Source organism: Streptomyces sp. NBC_01198, assembly GCF_036010485.1.
Lineage (GTDB): Bacteria > Actinomycetota > Actinomycetes > Streptomycetales > Streptomycetaceae > Actinacidiphila.
The window spans coordinates 6,931,327-6,947,953 of the sequence record NZ_CP108568.1 but is presented as its reverse complement, the minus strand read 5'-3'; the positions used below and the strand labels follow the sequence as shown (position 1 = coordinate 6,947,953).

At 73.0% G+C, this 16,627-nt stretch carries 17 protein-coding genes and 1 pseudogene; 10 read left to right on the top strand and 8 right to left on the bottom strand.

The window, feature by feature from the left end; genetic code table 11:
* Nucleotides 1-323: 323 nt before the first annotated feature.
* A complete protein-coding gene (locus tag OG702_RS30870) occupies nt 324-2,957 on the top strand; it encodes a discoidin domain-containing protein (protein ID WP_442814602.1) in 2,634 nt (877 codons plus the stop codon).
* A 108-nt stretch (nt 2,958-3,065) separates the two neighbouring features.
* On the opposite strand, the gene OG702_RS30865 is transcribed toward OG702_RS30870, so the two are convergent.
* The 4 genes from OG702_RS30865 to OG702_RS30850 all read right to left on the bottom strand — a co-directional run bounded on the left by OG702_RS30865 (nt 3,066) and on the right by OG702_RS30850 (nt 6,046).
* A complete protein-coding gene (locus OG702_RS30865) occupies nt 3,066-3,833 on the bottom strand; it encodes a class I SAM-dependent methyltransferase (protein WP_327292222.1) in 768 nt (255 codons plus the stop codon).
* 136 nt (nt 3,834-3,969) lie between these two features.
* Nucleotides 3,970-4,530, bottom strand: coding sequence for a hypothetical protein (locus OG702_RS30860; protein ID WP_327292221.1), 561 nt, complete (start codon nt 4,528-4,530; stop codon nt 3,970-3,972).
* Nucleotides 4,531-4,622: 92 nt separating this feature from the next.
* Nucleotides 4,623-5,126 (bottom strand): DUF5709 domain-containing protein, encoded by a 504-nt coding sequence (locus tag OG702_RS30855; protein ID WP_327292220.1) that lies wholly within the window; start codon nt 5,124-5,126, stop codon nt 4,623-4,625.
* Nucleotides 5,127-5,422: 296 nt separating this feature from the next.
* Entirely contained in the window at nt 5,423-6,046 is a 624-nt protein-coding gene (locus OG702_RS30850; RefSeq protein ID WP_327292219.1) for an alpha-ketoglutarate-dependent dioxygenase AlkB, read from the bottom strand.
* A 91-nt stretch (nt 6,047-6,137) separates the two neighbouring features.
* On the opposite strand from OG702_RS30850, the gene OG702_RS30845 reads away from it, so the two are divergent.
* Nucleotides 6,138-7,682 carry an ATP-dependent DNA ligase gene (locus OG702_RS30845; protein WP_327292218.1) on the top strand — a complete coding sequence of 515 codons (1,545 nt, stop codon included), beginning with the start codon at nt 6,138-6,140 and terminating at the stop codon, nt 7,680-7,682.
* Nucleotides 7,683-7,753: 71 nt separating this feature from the next.
* Complete coding sequence (locus OG702_RS30840; protein WP_327292217.1) at nt 7,754-8,365, top strand: endonuclease; 612 nt, start codon at nt 7,754-7,756, stop codon at nt 8,363-8,365.
* On the opposite strand, the gene OG702_RS30835 is transcribed toward OG702_RS30840, so the two are convergent.
* Nucleotides 8,366-8,749: a hypothetical protein gene (locus OG702_RS30835; protein ID WP_327292216.1), complete on the bottom strand. Its 384-nt coding sequence runs from the start codon at nt 8,747-8,749 to the stop codon at nt 8,366-8,368.
* 116 nt (nt 8,750-8,865) lie between these two features.
* On the opposite strand from OG702_RS30835, the gene OG702_RS30830 reads away from it, so the two are divergent.
* Nucleotides 8,866-9,282 (top strand): YchJ family protein, encoded by a 417-nt coding sequence (locus tag OG702_RS30830; protein WP_327292215.1) that lies wholly within the window; start codon nt 8,866-8,868, stop codon nt 9,280-9,282.
* On the top strand, nt 9,279-10,037 hold the full coding sequence (locus OG702_RS30825) for a hypothetical protein (RefSeq protein ID WP_327292214.1): 759 nt from the start codon (nt 9,279-9,281) through the stop codon (nt 10,035-10,037). Before OG702_RS30830 ends, OG702_RS30825 begins: the two co-directional genes overlap by 4 nt.
* On the opposite strand, the gene OG702_RS30820 is transcribed toward OG702_RS30825, so the two are convergent.
* A complete protein-coding gene (locus tag OG702_RS30820) occupies nt 9,924-11,186 on the bottom strand; it encodes an MFS transporter (RefSeq protein WP_327293437.1) in 1,263 nt (420 codons plus the stop codon). The genes OG702_RS30825 and OG702_RS30820 overlap by 114 nt on opposite strands.
* A 384-nt stretch (nt 11,187-11,570) precedes the next feature.
* Between OG702_RS30820 and OG702_RS30815 the strand changes: the two genes are divergently transcribed.
* The 4 genes from OG702_RS30815 to OG702_RS30800 all read left to right on the top strand — a co-directional run bounded on the left by OG702_RS30815 (nt 11,571) and on the right by OG702_RS30800 (nt 14,289).
* Entirely contained in the window at nt 11,571-11,744 is a 174-nt protein-coding gene (locus tag OG702_RS30815) for a hypothetical protein (protein ID WP_327292213.1), read from the top strand.
* A gap of 238 nt (nt 11,745-11,982) precedes the next feature.
* The gene (locus OG702_RS30810) at nt 11,983-12,195 is read left to right on the top strand and encodes a DUF5133 domain-containing protein (RefSeq protein ID WP_327292212.1); all 213 of its coding nucleotides are present in this window, start codon (nt 11,983-11,985) and stop codon (nt 12,193-12,195) included.
* 176 nt (nt 12,196-12,371) lie between these two features.
* Entirely contained in the window at nt 12,372-13,115 is a 744-nt protein-coding gene (locus tag OG702_RS30805) for a chaplin (RefSeq protein ID WP_327292211.1), read from the top strand.
* Nucleotides 13,116-13,203: 88 nt separating this feature from the next.
* A complete protein-coding gene (locus OG702_RS30800; protein WP_327292210.1) occupies nt 13,204-14,289 on the top strand; it encodes an S-(hydroxymethyl)mycothiol dehydrogenase in 1,086 nt (361 codons plus the stop codon).
* 95 nt (nt 14,290-14,384) lie between these two features.
* Here OG702_RS30800 and OG702_RS35575 read toward each other — a convergent pair whose 3' ends face one another.
* Nucleotides 14,385-14,651: a hypothetical protein gene (locus OG702_RS35575; protein WP_442814599.1), complete on the bottom strand. Its 267-nt coding sequence runs from the start codon at nt 14,649-14,651 to the stop codon at nt 14,385-14,387.
* Between the two features lie 98 nt (nt 14,652-14,749).
* On the opposite strand from OG702_RS35575, the pseudogene OG702_RS30790 reads away from it, so the two are divergent.
* Nucleotides 14,750-14,899, top strand: a pseudogene (locus OG702_RS30790) (ABC transporter ATP-binding protein); the annotation flags it as partial.
* Between the two features lie 49 nt (nt 14,900-14,948).
* Here the strand turns inward: OG702_RS30790 and pgm are convergent.
* A complete protein-coding gene (gene pgm, locus OG702_RS30785) occupies nt 14,949-16,589 on the bottom strand; it encodes a phosphoglucomutase (alpha-D-glucose-1,6-bisphosphate-dependent) (protein ID WP_327292208.1) in 1,641 nt (546 codons plus the stop codon).
* Nucleotides 16,590-16,627: the final 38 nt, after the last annotated feature.

Genomic DNA, 16,627 nt, shown 5'->3' with positions numbered 1-16,627 from the left:
GACCGCGGGGTTTTCCGAACACCCTCTGCGATACGCGCTGGTCACCGGGTCAAGTTCAAGCTCTGTCGCAAGTTACGGGCCATTTGCCGGACTTGGGGAGGCTTCCCCTTTTCGCCGCCCCGGCTTTGCGCACAACTCTTGACATGGATGAAACACAGGGAGAAACATCGCCGTGTGTGTCGGGAGAGCGCTCTCATTGCCACCGGGTTTCCGGTGGATCGCGCTCACCGGGACGTGAACGGCACCTGTTTTCCTCGTCCGGCCGCGGGACGGCCGGACGCGCACCCACTGCTCCCCCACCTGTGGAACCAGGAGAGTTGCCCATGCTCGCTCCCCCCACCGGTACGACCGCGCTGAGAACCTCGGTGTTGTCGAACCGGCGCAAGACGGCCGCGGCGGTCATCACGGCGCTGATCGCCTCGCTGCTGCTCTTCGTGCCCATGCGCTCCGCGCATGCCGCCGACACCCTGCTGTCGCAGGGCAAGACCGCCACCGCCTCCTCGTCCGAGAACGCCGGCACCCCGGCGTCCGCGGCGGTGGACGGCAACACCGGCACCCGCTGGTCCAGCGCCGCCGCCGACCCGCAGTGGCTGCAGGTCGACCTCGGCGCCACCGACACCATCTCGTCCGTCACCCTCAACTGGGAGACGGCCTACGGCAAGGCCTTCAAGATCCAGACCTCGACGGACGGTTCGAACTGGACCGACGTCTACTCCACCACGACGGGCACCGGCGGCAACCAGACACTTGCCGTAAACGGTTCCGGGCGCTTTGTCCGGATGTACGGAACCGCCCGCGCCACCGGCTACGGCTACTCGCTGTGGGAGTTCCAGGTCTACGGCTCCACCGGTGGCGGCAGCACCCCGCCGGCCTCCGGCACCCTGCTCTCTCAGGGCAAGACAGCCACCGCCTCCTCGACCGAGAACGCCGGCACCCCGGCGTCCGCGGCGGTGGACGGCAACACCGCCACCCGCTGGTCCAGCGCCGCCGCCGACCCGCAGTGGCTGCAGGTCGACCTCGGCGCCACCGACACCATCAGCTCGGTGACGCTCAACTGGGAGTCCGCGTACGGCAAGGCCTTCAAGATCCAGACCTCGGCTGACGGTTCGAGCTGGACCGACGTCTACTCCACCACCACCGGCACCGGCGGCAACCAGACGCTGAACGTCTCCGGCTCCGGCCGGTACGTCCGGGTCTACGGGACCACCCGCGCCACCGGCTACGGCTACTCGCTGTGGGAGTTCCAGGTCTACGGCACCGCAGGTGGCGGCGGCACCACCACGCCTCCGCCCACCGACCCCGGCGGCCCGATCCAGGGCGGCGGCGACCTCGGCTCCAACGTCAAGGTCTTCGACCCCTCGACCCCGAACATCCAGGGCCAGCTGGACACGATCTTCCAGCAGCAGGAGGGCAACCAGTTCGGCGACGCCCGCTACCAGGTGTTCTTCAAGCCGGGCACCTACAACGGGCTCAACGACCAGGTCGGCTTCTACACCTCGGTCTCCGGCCTGGGCCGCAACCCCGACGACGTCCAGATCAACGGTGACATCACCGTGGACGCGGGCTGGTTCAACGGCAACGCCACCCAGAACTTCTGGCGTTCGGTGGAGAACCTGGCCGTCAAACCGGTCAACGGCACCGACCGGTGGGCGGTCGCGCAGGCCGCGCCCTTCCGCCGTATCCACGTCGAGGGCGGCCTGAACCTGGCGCCCAACGGCTACGGCTGGGCGTCCGGCGGCTACATCGCCGACAGCAAGATCGACGGCACCGTCGGCCCGTACTCGCAGCAGCAGTGGTACACCCGCGACAGCTCCATCGGCGGCTGGACCAACGGCGTGTGGAACATGGTGTTCTCGGGCGTCCAGGGCGCTCCGGCGCAGGGCTTCCCGAACCCGGTCTACACGACGCTGAACACCACCCCCGAGTCGCGCGAGAAGCCGTACATGTACCTGGACAGCAGCGGCAACTACGCGGTGTTCGTGCCGAACCTGCGCACCAACGCCAGTGGCGTGTCGTGGCCGAACACCCCGGGTACCTCGCTCCCGCTGAGCCAGTTCTACGTGGCGAAGCCGGGCGTGTCCGCGGCGACCATCAACGCGGCGCTGGCCCAGGGCCTGAACCTGGTCTTCACGCCGGGTATCTACCACGTGGACCAGCCGATCAACGTGACCCGCGCCAACACCGTGGTGCTCGGGCTCGGTTACGCCACGATCGTCCCGGACAACGGGGTCGACGCGGTGAAGGTCTCGGACGTCGACGGCGTCCGGCTGGCCGGCTTCCTGATCGACGCGGGTGCGGGCAACTCGCCGCAGCTGCTGCAGGTCGGCGCGCAGGGTTCGACCGCGAGCCACGCGTCCAACCCGACCACCATCCAGGACGTCTTCGTCCGGGTCGGCGGCGCGCGTGCGGCCCAGGCGCAGACCGCGTTCGAGATCAACAGCAACGACGTGATCATCGACCACACCTGGATCTGGCGGGCCGACCACGGAAGCGCACCAACAGGCTGGACGGTCAACCCGGCCGACATCGGCCTGAAGGTGAACGGCAACAACGTGCTGGCCACCGGTCTGTTCGTGGAGCACTTCAAGAAGTACGACGTGGAGTGGCACGGCCAGAACGGCAGAACGATCTTCTTCCAGAACGAGAAGGCGTACGACGCCCCGAACCAGGCGGCGGTGCAGAACGGCAGTGTCCGGGGCTTCGCCGCGTACAAGGTGGACGACAACGTCACCACGCACGAGGGCTGGGGCCTGGGCAGCTACTGCAACTACACCGCGGATCCGTCGATCATCCAGGATCACGGGTTCGAGGCGCCGACCACCGCGGGGGTCAAGTTCCACGACCTGCTGGTGGTCTCGCTCGGCGGGATGGGCCAATACGCCCATGTCATCAACAACACCGGTCCGGGAACCTCCGGCACCGGCACGACGCCGTCGACAGTGACGTCGTACCCGTAACCGGAGGCAGGCCGGGCGACTGACGGCTGATCCGACACGGTGACCCGAGGGGCCGCCGTCCTGACCCGGGACGGCGGCCCCTTCCCCGTGCGCCGGTGTCCGGCCGGGTCACGCCGCCGGCTTGCGGGCCTCGACCAGCATGCGGGTGGAGCGGGTGACGAACGGGCCCTCGGCGGTGATGCGGTCGTGCAGCTCGCGCAGCCGGTCCCGGTAGCGGTCGACGGTGAAGCCGGGCACCATCCAGATCACCTTGCGCAGGAAGTACACGACCGCGCCGATGTCGCGGAACTCCATCCGCAGCGTCTCGGGCCGCAGCTGGACCAGCTCAAGGCCGGCTGCCCGCAGGCGCTCCCTGGCCCGGTCCGGGTGGCGCGGGCCACCGTCGCGCGCGCCGGGCTGCGGCCCCAGGAAGAACTCCACCAGCTCGACACCGCTGGCCGGGCCGACCTGCTGGGAGAAGTACGTGCCGCCGGGCCGCAGCACCCGGGCGATCTCGTCCCACCACACGGTGACCGGGTGCCGGCTGACCACCAGGTCGAAGGCCGCGCCGGCGAAGGGCAGCGGCGGCTCGTCCTGGTCGGCGACCACGACGGCGCCGCGCGGGTGCAGCAGCGCGGTGGCCTTGGCCAGATTCGGCGGCCAGGATTCGGTGGCGGCCATCAGCGGCGGCATCCTGGGCACACCGGCGAGCACCTCGCCGCCGCCGGTCTGGATGTCCAGCGCCGCCGTGGCCACGGCCAGCCGCTCCCCCATCGCCCGCTGGTAACCCCATGAGGGGCGCTGCTCGGTCGCCCGCCCGTCGAGCCAGGAGAAGTCCCAGCCGTCGACGGACACCGTCCCGGCCTCGGCCAGCAGTTCGTCGAAATCGCGCGCCATGATCGCATCATGGCCGCGGGCCGCCGCCGGATGCCAGCGGATTTCCGCCGGCACCACGGCGCCGGCCCGAGCGGGGCCCAGCCGCCGGTGCGGCCGTAAGCCGCCGCGGACGGCGCCGACCGGCGTGGACCGGTCGTCAGCCGGGGAAGGCCCGCGCCAGGCGCGCGCTCTCCAGGGGGGACAGCTCCCGCTCGATCGCCGGGACCAGGTCGCGCTGCTCGTGGCCTACGTACTGGTCGATGCCGGCCAGCACGCCGCTCGCCGTCAGCGGGTACGTGCCCTCCGGGAGGTCGGCGGACATCAGATAGGCCAGATCCTTCTGCAGCCGCTCGCCCTCGGCGCGGTCCTCGCGTATGGCGTCGGTCGCCACGTGCCGCTTCTCCAGCGCCCGGCGGGCGGTGGCCTCGGTGCCCTTGACGTGCCTGGCGAAGGCGTCGGCCAGCGGCCGCAGTTCACCGCGGGAGGGTGCGCCCCAGTAGCGCAGCCGCTCCAGCAGGTCGTGCACGCCCCGTCCCGACTCCAGCACCCGGGCGGACAGGCCTTCGTGGTGCGTGCGCGCTTCCTGGACCGCGTCGGCGTCGGCGCGGGAGCGGGCGTCGAAGAAGTCGGCGTAGAACCAGACATTCGCCGGTCCGCTGATACGCGGGTGACCGGACGGCACTCCGGCCACGTCCTCGGGTTTCATCATGTCGCTCATGTCACCGACTCCTCGTCCTCGACGCTTCGCCGTCACCCGCCCGGCCCGCCGCGCTCCGGCTCGTGCCGCCGGAGCGCCCGCGGACCCCGCGGTCATACCTCGTAGTCGTCGTCCTCCTGCACCGGCCAGTCCGCGTCCTGCGTGACATGCACGGCGGCCTCCTCGGCCGAGGCCGCGCCGCCGTCGATGCCGACGTCGTCGCCGACCATGCCGTCCACGCGGATCCGCACTCCCTCGTCCGGAGCGACCAGCCGGCCGGAACGCAGCTCGCCCGCCTCCCAGTCGACCAGCTCGCCGTCGGTGTCGGTCGCGTCACCCAGGCCGTCGTCCCGGCGCACCTGGATGTCAGGCCGCTCGCGCGGCAGCCGCTCGTCCAGCGTCTCGCCCGCCTCCTGCTCGGCCGCCGTGGTGCCGACCTGGTCCACCGCGCGGGGGCGCTCGGGAGGCGAATACCCCTCGTCCAGCACGTCGCCGATGCCGCGGTCGTCCAGGGTGTCCTCGGGCTCCAGCGGCCCGGCGTCCTCCTGGATCTCGCTGCTCTCGTCCGGCTGGTACACGTTGTCGCCCATGGCGTCGTTGACCTGCTGCTCGCTCATGTCGCCGCACCTGCCTCGCCCGGCGGCGTGAGGGGTGCGCCGGCCGCCGGCCGCAGGACGGCGGGCGGAAGTGCCGCGGAAAAAGCGCTTCGCACGGATGACCACGTCCTTCCTGCTCGGGGTGGTGGGCCCTGCGCCGCAGCGGCGGCCCGTCCACCCGCCCGCCGCCGGCGGAAACGGGAGGTGCCGCCGCCCGGCGAATACTCCGGGCGCCCCTCCTTCCATCATGCGCGCCCCACCGCGCCCCGCGCCTGCGGGCGGGCCGGGGCCGCCGCCGGGGGCAGCCCCCGCGCCGGTCAGCCGACGCCGCGCGGCCGGAACTGGACGCTGATCCGGCCGCCGACCGCCGCCCGGGTCTTGGGTATCGCGTGGTCCCAGGTGCGCTGGCACGTGCCGCCCATCACGATCAGGTCGCCGTGGCCCAGCGGCACCCTGGAGGCGGGCGCGCCGCCGCCGCGCGGACGCAGCAGCAGCGGGCGGGGCTCGCCGAGCGAGAGGATCCCGACCATCGTGTCGTGCGTGGCGCCCCGCCCGAAGCGGTCGCCGTGCCAGGCGACGCTGTCCCGGCCGTCGCGGTAGTAGCACAGGCCCGCGCTGACGAACAGCTCGCCCAGCTCCTCGGCGTAGTGCGCGCTCAGCCGGTCGCGGGCCTCGGTGAGCACCGGGGAGGGCAGCGGCTCGCCCCGGCCGTAGTGGGCGAGCAGCCGCGGCACCGCCACCACGTTGTCGTACATGGTGCGGCGCTCCTCGTGCCAGGGGACCTCGGCGGCCAGCTCGGCGAAGAGGTCGTCGGCACCGCTCAGCCAGCCGGGCAGCACGTCGATCCAGGCACCGTGGCTCAGCTCGGTGCGCCGCACCCCGTCCAGGCCGCCCAGAACCGGTGCGCCGGCGGCGAAAAGGGAAGTCTGCTGATGGGACATGGCTCCACCATAACCTCCGTTCGCACAACATTTCGATTACCTGTTCGAGTGAACCCTGGCACTTCACTGCGGGCCGCCGCAGGATGGAGGCATGCTCTTCGCCGAGGTAGCCCGGGTCTCGCGGGAGGTCGCAGGCACCTCGTCGCGGTCCCGCAAGACCGCCCTGCTCGCCGACTTCTTCCGGGACGCCGAGCCGCAGGACGCCCCCATCGCCATCGCCTACCTCGCCGGCCGCCTCCCGCAGGGGCGCCTCGGCGTCGGCTGGGCCGCGCTGCGCGACCGGGCGGAGCCGGCGGCCGCCCCCGCGCTGACGGTCACCGAGGTGGACGCCGCGCTCAGCGCGGTCGGCGCCGTCTCCGGCCAGGGAGCGCATGCCGGGCGGCGCAGCCTGCTCCAGGACCTGCTGGCCGCGGCCACCGCGATCGAGCAGGAGTATCTGATCGGCCTGATCACCGGCGAGGTGCGGCAGGGCGCGCTCGACGCGGCCGCGGCGGAAGGCCTGGCGGCGGCCACCGGGGCCGGACCCGCCGAGGTGCGGCGGGCGGTCATGCTCGCCGGCGCCCTCGAACCGGTCGCCGTGGCGCTGCTCGCCCGCGGGCCCGGGGCGCTCGGCGACTTCCGGCTCACCGTGGGCCGCCCGCTGCTGCCGATGCTCGCGGCCGCCGCCAAGTCCGTGCCGGAGGCGGTCGCCAAGGCCGGGGGGCCCTGCGCGGTCGAGGAGAAGCTCGACGGCATCCGCGTCCAGGCGCACCGCGACGGCGACGACGTACGGCTGTTCACCCGCACCCTCGACGACGTCACCGACCGGCTGCCGGAGATCGTCGCGACGGTACGCGGGCTGGACGCCCGGCGGTTCGTCCTCGACGGGGAGGTGCTGGCCTTCGACGCCGACGGGCGCCCGCGGCCCTTCCAGGAGACCGCGGGCCGGGTCGGCTCCCGGGTCGACGTCGCCGCGGCGGCCCGCGCGATGCCGGTCCGGGCGGTCTTCTTCGACGTGCTCTACGCGCAGGACCGCGATCTCCTCGACCTGCCCTACGCGGAGCGGCACGCGGTGCTCGACGCGCTGGTCCCCGCGGAGGCCCGGGTGCGGCGGGCGGTGGTCGCCGACCCCGCGGACGCCGCGGCGCTGGAGGCGGCCGAGGACTTCATGGCGGCGACGCTGGGGCGCGGGCACGAAGGTGTCGTCGTCAAGGGTGACGACGGTCCTTACGCGGCAGGGCGCCGCGGGGCCTCCTGGATCAAGGTCAAGCCCGTCCACACGCTGGACCTGGTGGTCCTCGCCGCCGAGTGGGGCCACGGGCGGCGCACCGGCAGGCTGTCCAACCTGCACCTGGGGGCACGGGGGGACGACGGGTCCCTGGTCATGCTGGGCAAGACGTTCAAGGGGCTCACCGACGAGGTGCTCGCGTGGCAGACGGAGCGGTTGCTCGACCTCGCCGTCGGGGACGACGGTCACGTGGTGACCGTCAGGCCGGAACTGGTCGTCGAGATCGCCTACGACGGCATCCAGACCTCGCCGCGCTATCCGGCCGGCCTCACCCTCCGCTTCGCCCGCGTGGTGCGGTACCGCCCGGACAAGACGCCGGACCAGGCCGACACGGTGGCCGCCGTGCGCGCAGCCCACGCCCCCGTCTGACCCCCCGCCCCTCGCGCCCTTGGCCGTCGGGGGTGGGGCGTATGGGCGGGATGTCCGGGTAGGTGGCGGGGATGAGGACGAGCGAGAGCGTCGAGAAGGTGATGGCGGCGTACGGCCAGACGTACGCCGCCGAGGCCGGGATCACGCTGCGCGACACACCGCAGCCGCTCTACCGCCTGCTGGTGCTGACCGTGCTGCTCAGCGCGCGCATCCGCACGGACGCGGCCGTCGGGGCGGCGCGGGCGCTGGCGGACGCGGGGCTGCGGGATCCGCGGCGGATGGCCGCGGCCACCTGGCAGGAACGGGTGGACGCGCTGGGCCGCGGCGGCTACCGCCGCTACGACGAGAGCACCGCCACCCAGGTCGGCAAGGGCGCCGAGCTGGCGACCGAGCGCTACGGCGGCGATCTGCGGCGGCTGCACGAAGCGGCCGGCGCCGACCTGCCCGCGCTGCGCGAGGCGTTGCGGGAGTTCCCGGGGATCGGCCCGACCGGTACGGACATCTTCCTGCGGGAGGTCCAGCAGGTGTGGCCGGACATCGCACCGTTCTTCGACAACAGGGCGTTGCAGGGCGCGGCCAAGGCCGGTCTGCCCGACCGGCCGGACGCGCTCAGCCGGGCCGCGGGGGACGCGGAGCCTGCCGTGCTGGCCGCCGCGCTGGTCAGGCTGACGCTGGCCAAGTGATCAGCGGTTCTCCAGCCGGAAGCCCGCTTCCTGCTCCTGGTCGCCGGAGGCGGTGCCGATCACGGTGACCGTGAAGGACTCCGCGAGGCCTTCACGGAGCCGGTCGACCGCGCGATAGCCGCCCTGTGCGGTGAGGGTGACCGGTTCGCCGAGCCGGGCGGGCCCGCTGCCGTCGGCCAGCGGGCGGGACACGTCGAAGGTGGCGGTCCAGACCACCGGGCCGCCGCTCGGCGCCTCCAGAGGCGCGTCGTCGGTGTCGCGGTCGAAGGCGAAAGCGGCACGCAGCGCGTCGAGCACGGTCCTGGCGTCCTCCTTGGCGCAGCTGTCGAGGGTGACGGTGACCTGGGCCGGAGGTGCTGCGGGCTGGTCGGGTGCCGTACTCACGAAGTGTCCTTCCGTCGGGCGGGAGGCTGCTGCCCCGCCCAGCGCATTTCCGTTCGCGCGCGGACGAAACACCGGTTGCCTCGAATGGCGCACCGGTCGTCCGCGACAATCGGAGCATGTCCGCACGGAGCACGTCCGCACGCAAGCCCGCCTCCTGCCCCTGCGGCCTGCCCGCCGCGTACGCAGACTGCTGCGGCGCTCTGCACGCCGGATCGTCGGCGGCCACGACGGCCGAGCAGCTGATGCGGTCGCGCTACAGCGCCTTCGCCGTGCGGGACGCCGGCTATCTGCTGCGCAGCTGGCACTCCTCGACCCGGCCGCGGGAGCTGGCCTTCGACGCGGGGGTGCGGTGGACCGGCCTGGACATCCTCGGCGGCACCGGCGGCAGCGCCTTCCACTCGGAGGGCACGGTGGAGTTCCGGGCGCACTACCGCAGCGGTGGGGCCGCGGGCGAGCAGCACGAGGACAGCCGCTTCGTCCGGGAGGACGGCCGCTGGGTCTACGTCGGCGAGGCCGGGCGGCCCGGGCGGTGACCGGCGGGCAGCCGGCCGAGGTGGATCCGGCGGTACGTGCGGCGCTGGCCGCCGACCTGCTGGTCGCGCTGCGTGCCGCCTGCCCCGGCTCGACGGCGCGGCTGCGCGGCTCGCTCGCGGCGGGCACGGCGGACCGCTACAGCGACATCGACATCGCCTGGCAGGTGCCGGCCGCGGAATTCGGGCGCTGCGTGGCGGAGGTGCGGCGCACCCTGGCCCGGGTCGGGCCGCTGCGCTCGCTGCGCTCCGATCCCGAGTTCGCCGGCACTCCGGGCCACCGGCTGCTCTTCGCCGCCTTCCACGGGCTGCCGCTGTTCTGGCGGCTGGATCTCGACGTGCACGCCGACCGGCGCTTCGAGGCGACGGTGCCTGCGGACTCACCGGCCGACCCGTGGTCCCCCGCGGCCAGCGCGCTGGCCAACGCGGTGGCCGCGGTGAAGGCCGTGTGCAGGGGCCGGTCGGGCACCGCGAGCGGGCTGCTCGGACGCGGGCTGCTGCGGGTCGGCGCCGAGCCGGTGACCACCGGCGACTGGCGCGCCGACCTCGCCCGGCTCACCGCGGCGGCCACGGCGGCGGAGCCGGGGCAGCGGTCGCTGGCGGCGGCGGTGGACGAGCTGGCCGCCGCGGCGGTGCGGCCGGCTTCAGGCGACCGGCCGCCGCGAGTCGTAGGAGAGGAAGCCGCGCTGGAACAGCGCGATCAGGGCGATCGCCGCGATGCAGGCGATGCCGCCGCCGACGACCGCGGCGGTCGGTGAGAAGACGTCGGCCGCGCTGCCGGCCAGGAAGTCGCCGAGGCGGGGGCCGCCGACGACGACCACCAGGAAGACGCCCTGCAGCCGGCCGCGCATGTCGTCCGGGGCGGCGGACTGGAGCATGGTGTTGCGGAAGACCATGCTGACGGTGTCCGCACAGCCCGCCAGCGCCAGGAAGCACAGGCCCAGCCACAGGTTGCGGGTCAGGCCGAAGACGGCGACGGCGGCGCCCCAGGAGGCCACCGCGAGCAGCACCGCGAGGCCCTGGCGGCGTACCCGGCCGTACCACCCGGAGAAGACGCTGCCCAGCAGGGCGCCCACCGCGGGGGCGGCGGCCAGCAGGCCGACCGTACGGGTGTCGCCGCCGAACCACAGTCCGGCGACCGCCGGGAAGAGCACCCTGGGCTGGGCCAGCACCATGGCGGCGAGGTCGGAGACGAAGGTGGTGCGCAGGTTGGGGCGCGCTCCCAGGTAGCGCAGTCCCTCGACGACGGAGGGCCTGCGCCGGACGGCGCCGTCGCCCTCTCCCGGCAGCATCTTGGGCAGCCGCCACATCGCGTACAGCGAGGCGGTGAAGGCGGCCGCGTCGATCAGGTAGGCGGCCTGGTAGCCCCACAGGCCGACGAAGACGCCGCCGAGCATGGGTCCCGCCATCTGCCCGACGCCGCCGGCCAGCGAGGCCAGCGCGTTGGCCGCGGGCAGCTGCTCGGCGGGCAGCAGCCGCGGGATCATCGAGGAGCGGGCCGGGGAGTTCATGGCGAAGCAGACCGCCTGGAGGGCGACGATCACGTAGAGCACGCCGACCGAGCGGACGTGGACGATGGTCACCGCGGCGAGTGCCACGGACAGCACCGTGGCGCCGGCCGCGGTGACCAGGCCGAGCCTGCGGCGGTCGACGGCGTCGGCGACGGCGCCGCCGTAGAGCCCGAAGACGATCAGCGGCACCAGGGAGCACAGGCCGACCAGGCCGACGTAGAAGCTGGAGCCGGTGATGGCGTAGACCTGGAGTGCCACGGCCATCGCAGTCATCTGCTGGCCGATGTAGGACACGGTGTTGCCGAACCACAGCCGCCGGAAGTCGGCGTGCTCGCGCAAGGGGCCGATATCGGCGAGCAGCCGGTTCTTGCGCCCGGTGGGCGGCGGGTCGGGTATCGCAGACCCGGATGGCCCAGTCCGGTTTTCGCGGTCCTTCTCACTCTTGAGCACGGCAAACGGTAGCAAGGGTGCCCTGTCCCGCAGGGGCCGGGTCGCCGTCGCACGGCCGTACAGCGGGTGCCCCGCAGGTGAACCGCGGGCAAAACCGGCTGGTGGCGGTCGGTCGGCCGCAATAGGCTGTGCGGGACGAGCAGGCTCCTGGGGATGTACCGGCCCCTTGGGCCCCGTCCCGGAGCGAGTCGCCACCTCGGCCACGATTCCGGCAATCGCAACAGGCGCCACCGCGTCCGCAACGCCCGAAGTTTGGAATCCAGCCGAGCGTCCGACGCAGGCCATGGCCGCGCGGGCGCATCCGGTCGACGCGATGCTAAGGAGTGCGCGGTGTCACGAGATCAGCTCAAGCGCAAAGAGCCAGCAGCGGAGCGCAGTGGCGAGACCGCCACGCTCCTCGACGCCGAGGGGCCCCTGGACACCTGGTCCCGGTGCGCTCCGATCCGGCTTGCGGGGTACGAGGACGACCTGTCCGAGACACACATCCTGCGCAGTATCGACTGATCGACTCTTCGCCTGACCGGCGAACAGCGCCAGGCTCGCCCGGGCCGGGCAGGGGACGTGCATCCAGGTCCCCTGCCCGGCCCGTCGCCGTGCGGCGGCGGTCCAGCCCGCATCAGGCGCCGGATCGGGCGCCGCGGCGGGAATGAGACCTGCGCGACATTGCGCGTGTATCACGCATGCGCCCCCGAGGCAGCGGGCATACGGGGCTCGACTTCACCGATCTCCGAGGAGTACGACGATGCTGATGGCCCACCCGAGCGTCTTGCGGAACCTGGTGGAACGTTACGAGTCCCTGTCCGTGGTCGCCGACGGCACCGATGCCGGCGTCGACCAGCAACTGGGCGACACCGCTTACACGTTGTGCGTGTCCACCGGCACCCGGGAGATCGCTGCCGCCCTCGTCGCGGCCCGGGCGCGCATCGAGGACGTGGACGACGCGGCGGCCGCCTGACGGTCCGCCATATCATCGCCGCATTTTCCGGTGTGAATATCCTGCTGTCACAACTGGAAGGCGGCGAGCGACCCGTTGGGATGAAATTCGCCCGCCGCATGACCTGATTGGCCCTCTGCGACGTTGTCACGGTGCGGGCATACGGCCCGTGATGATGTCCGGAAGGCAGGAATCGTATGAACAGGCTCGCCCGAAAGGGACTTGTCTCCGCGATGGTCGCCGGCGGCGTGCTGGCCTCCGCGGGTTACGCGCAGGCCGATGCGGCCGCCGAAGGGGACGCCACGGGTTCGCCGGGAGTCCTGTCGGGCAATTCGGTGCAGGTTCCTGTGCATGTGCCGGTGAACGTGTGCGGAAACACCATCAGCGCGGTCGGTCTGCTGAACCCGGTCTCCGGCAACGTCTGTGCCAACGGGTCGTCGGCCACGTCGGCGGCCTCCAGCGTGTCGGCGCCCAGGACGGGCAGCGCCGCCCGCCCGGCCCGCCACACGGACTCCGCTGCGGACGGTTCCGCGGCGCCGCTCGCGGCCGGCAGCCGCTCCGGCGGTGGCGCGCACGCCGCCGGCGACTCGCGTGACGCGGCCGGCCTGCTGTCCGGCAACGGGCTGCGGCTGCCGGTCGACCTGCCGCTGAACGTGGCGGGCAACGGGGTCGGCGTGGTCGGCGTCGGCAATCCCGCCAGCGGCAACACCGCGGTCAACGACGACACACCGCCCGCCCCGGCCCACACCCCGATCCCTGCTCCGCCCAGCAGCCTGCCCGAGCAGGAGTCGCCCGTGGAGACCGCACCCGCGGCGCCGACGCTGGCCCACACCGGGGCCGACGGCGTCGGCATGGCGGCCGCGGGCAGCGCGGCACTGCTGCTCGGCGGTACGGTCCTCTACCGCCGCGCCCGGCCGCGCACCGCCACCGCCCGCCGCTGACCTTCCGCCGGACTCCGCCGCCCACTGCCGCGGGCCCGCCCCCTGCGCCTATGGTCGGCGGTGGACGACGGCGAAGGAGGGCTCAGCCATGGCACAGGAAGTCCGCGGGGTGGTCGCACCCGGCAGGGGCGAGCGGGTGCGGATCGAGACGGTGACGGTGCCGGACCCCGGTCCCGGCGAGGCGGTGGTGCGGGTCCAGGCGTGCGGGGTCTGCCACACCGATCTGCACTACCGGCAGGGCGGTATCGGCGAGGACTTCCCGTATCTGCTCGGCCACGAGGCCGCCGGTCTGGTCGAGGAGGTCGGGGAGGGTGTCACCGAGGTGGCGCCCGGCGACTTCGTGATCCTCAACTGGCGTGCGGTGTGCGGCCGCTGCCGGGCGTGCCTGCGCGGGCGGCCCTGGTACTGCTTCGACACCCACAATGCCCGGCAGAAGATGACCACCGCCTCGGGCACCGCGCTCACGCCCGCCCTGGGCATCGGCGCCTTCGCCGAGAAGACGCTGGTGGCGGCCGGCCAGTGCACCAAGGTCGACCCTTCTGTGTCGCCGTCGGTGGCCGGCCTGCTCGGCTGCGGGGTGATGGCCGGCATCGGCGCCGCGGTCAACACCGGCGCGGTGGGCCGCGGCGACTCGGTGGCGGTGATCGGCTGCGGCGGGGTCGGCAACGCGGCGGTCGCCGGGGCGCGGCTGGCCGGCGCCGCCCGGATCATCGCGGTGGACCTCGACGACCGCAAGCTGGCCACCGCCTCCGCGCTGGGCGCCACCCACACCGTCAACTCCCGGAACCAGGACCCGGTCGAGGCGATCCGCAAGCTGACCGGCGGCCACGGCGCCGACGTGGTGATCGAGGCGGTCGGCCGGCCGGAGACCTACCGGCAGGCCTTCTACGCCAGGGACCTGGCAGGCACCGTCGTCCTGGTCGGGGTGCCCACCCCGGAGATGCGGCTGGAGATCCCGCTGCTCGACGTGTTCGGACGCGGCGGCGCGCTCAAGTCGTCGTGGTACGGCGACTGCCTGCCCTCCCGTGACTTCCCCATGCTGATCGACCTGCATCTGCAGGGACGGCTGGACCTGGGGGCGTTCGTCAGCGAGACCATCGCACTGGACGAGATCGAGGACGCCTTCGACCGGATGCAGGACGGTGACGTCCTGCGGTCGGTCGTCGTGATGTGACCGTCGCGGGGTCCCGAGCAGCGGACTCCGGCAGGAAAGGCCCGGGCGCGGCAGGCCGCCCGGGCCCTAAGGTGTATGCGCGCACATGAACACAATCAGCACCTCAGCGCCGAGGTGCCGGTCGGTGCGCCCTGTTCCGCATCACCGCGAAGACGTGATTCGAGGAGCCTGCAATGGCGTTGCCGCAAGGCACGCTCAGCCACCGCTACCGTGGCGAGCACCCCGTACGAACCCTCCTCTACCTCTTCCACCCCGACCGGCGGCGGGTCGCGCTGGCCGTCGCCGCCTTCTTCGGCAAGCACACACCGGTGTGGCTGCTGCCGCTGATCACCGCCAACGTCGTCGACGTCGTCGTCCAGCACCGCCCGATCTCCGTGCTGTGGTGGAATTCCGCGGTCCTGCTGGTGATCCTGGTGCTCAACCTGCCGCTGCACCTGACGTACGTCCGGTGCATGCAGGGTTCGTGGTGGCGCACCGGCTGTCCACCATCAGGAACGCCGACCGGATCGTGGTGCTCGACGAGGGCCGGATCGCTGAGGTCGGCCCGCACGCGGAACTGCTGCGCGGCGGCGGCGCCTACGCCGGTCTGCAGGCCGCCCAGCTGGCCTGACCGTCGCCCGGGGTCCCGGCAGCGGGACCCCGGGCGACGGCGGGACGGGTCAGTCGCCGAGCGCGGCGCCGACGATCGCCTGCGCCTCCTGCTGCACGTCGGCCAGGTGGTCGGGGCCGAGGAAGGACTCGGCGTAGATCTTGTAGACGTCCTCGGTGCCCGACGGGCGCGCGGCGAACCACGCGTTGTCGGTGCAGACCTTGAGGCCGCCGAGCGGCGCGCCGTTGCCGGGCGCCTCGGTGAGCACCGCGGTGACCGGCTCGCCGGCCAGTTCCCTGGCGGGGACCTGATCGGCCGACAGCTTCGCCAGGACGGCCTTCTGCCGGCGGTCGGCCGGTGCGTCGATCCTGGCGTAGGCAGGCGAGCCGAACCGCCCGGTGAGGTCGGCGTAGTGCTCGGACGGCGTGCGGCCGGTGACCGCGGTGATCTCGGCGGCCAGCAGCGCCAGCAGGATGCCGTCCTTGTCGGTGGTCCAGACGCCGCCGTCGCGCCGCAGGAAGGACGCGCCGGCCGACTCCTCGCCGCCGAAGGCCAGGGTGCCGCCGAGCAGCCCGTCCACGAACCACTTGAAGCCGACCGGCACCTCGGTCAGCGGGCGGCCGAGGTCGGCGACCACCTTGTCGATCATCGAGGACGACACCAGCGTCTTGCCGATCGCCAGGTCGGGACCCCACTGCTCGCGGTGCCCGGACAGGTAGGAGATGGCCACCGACAGGTAGTGGTTGGGGTTCATCAGCCCGCCGTCCGGGGTGACGATGCCGTGCCGGTCGGCGTCGGCGTCGTTCCCGGTGGCGATGGCGTAGTCGTCCTTGCGGGCGATCAGCGAGGCCATCGCGTACGGCGACGAGCAGTCCATCCGGATCTTGCCGTCCCAGTCCAGCGTCATGAAGCGCCAGGTCGGGTCGGCCTGCGGGTTGACCACCGTCAGGTCCAGGCCGTGCCATTCGGCGATCCGGCCCCAGTAGTCGACCGAGGCGCCGCCCAGCGGGTCCGCGCCGATCGTCACCCCGGCCCGGCGCACCGCCACCAGGTCGAGCACCGAGGGCAGGTCGTCCACGTAGCGGCCGAGGAAGTCGTAGCGGGCGGTGGTGGCGGCGGCCAGCGCCCGGGCGTAGCCGATCCGCTGGACGCCCTTGAGGCCGTCGGTGATCAGCTGGTTGGCCCGGTCCTGGATCCAGGTGGTGGCGTCGGAGGCGGCGGGGCCGCCGCTCGGCGGGTTGTACTTGAAGCCGCCGTCGCCCGGGGGGTTGTGCGACGGGGTGACGACGACGCCGTCCGCCAGGTTGCCGGTGCGGCCCTTGTTGTACGTCAGGATGGCGTGCGAGACCGCAGGGGTCGGCGTCCAGCCGTCGTTCTCGTCCAGCAGCACCGTGACGCCGTTGGCGGCGAAGACCTCCAGGGCGGTGACCCTGGCCGGTTCGGACAGCGCATGGGTGTCGGCGCCGAGGAAGAGCGGGCCGCTGGTGCCCTGCCCGGTGCGGTAGTCGCAGATCGCCTGGCTGGTCGCCGCGATGTGGTCCTCGTTGAACGCGGTGTCGAGCGACGAGCCGCGGTGCCCCGACGTGCCGAACGCCACCTGCTGCCCGGCCTCCGCCGGGTCGGGGTGCAGCGCGTAGTACGCCGTGATCAGGCGGGGTACGTCCACCAGGTCCTCCGGCCGGGCCGGTGTCCCGGCACGCTGGTGCGGCATCCACGTCTCCTTAGCTACGGCTTGCGTCGGGCCTGCCC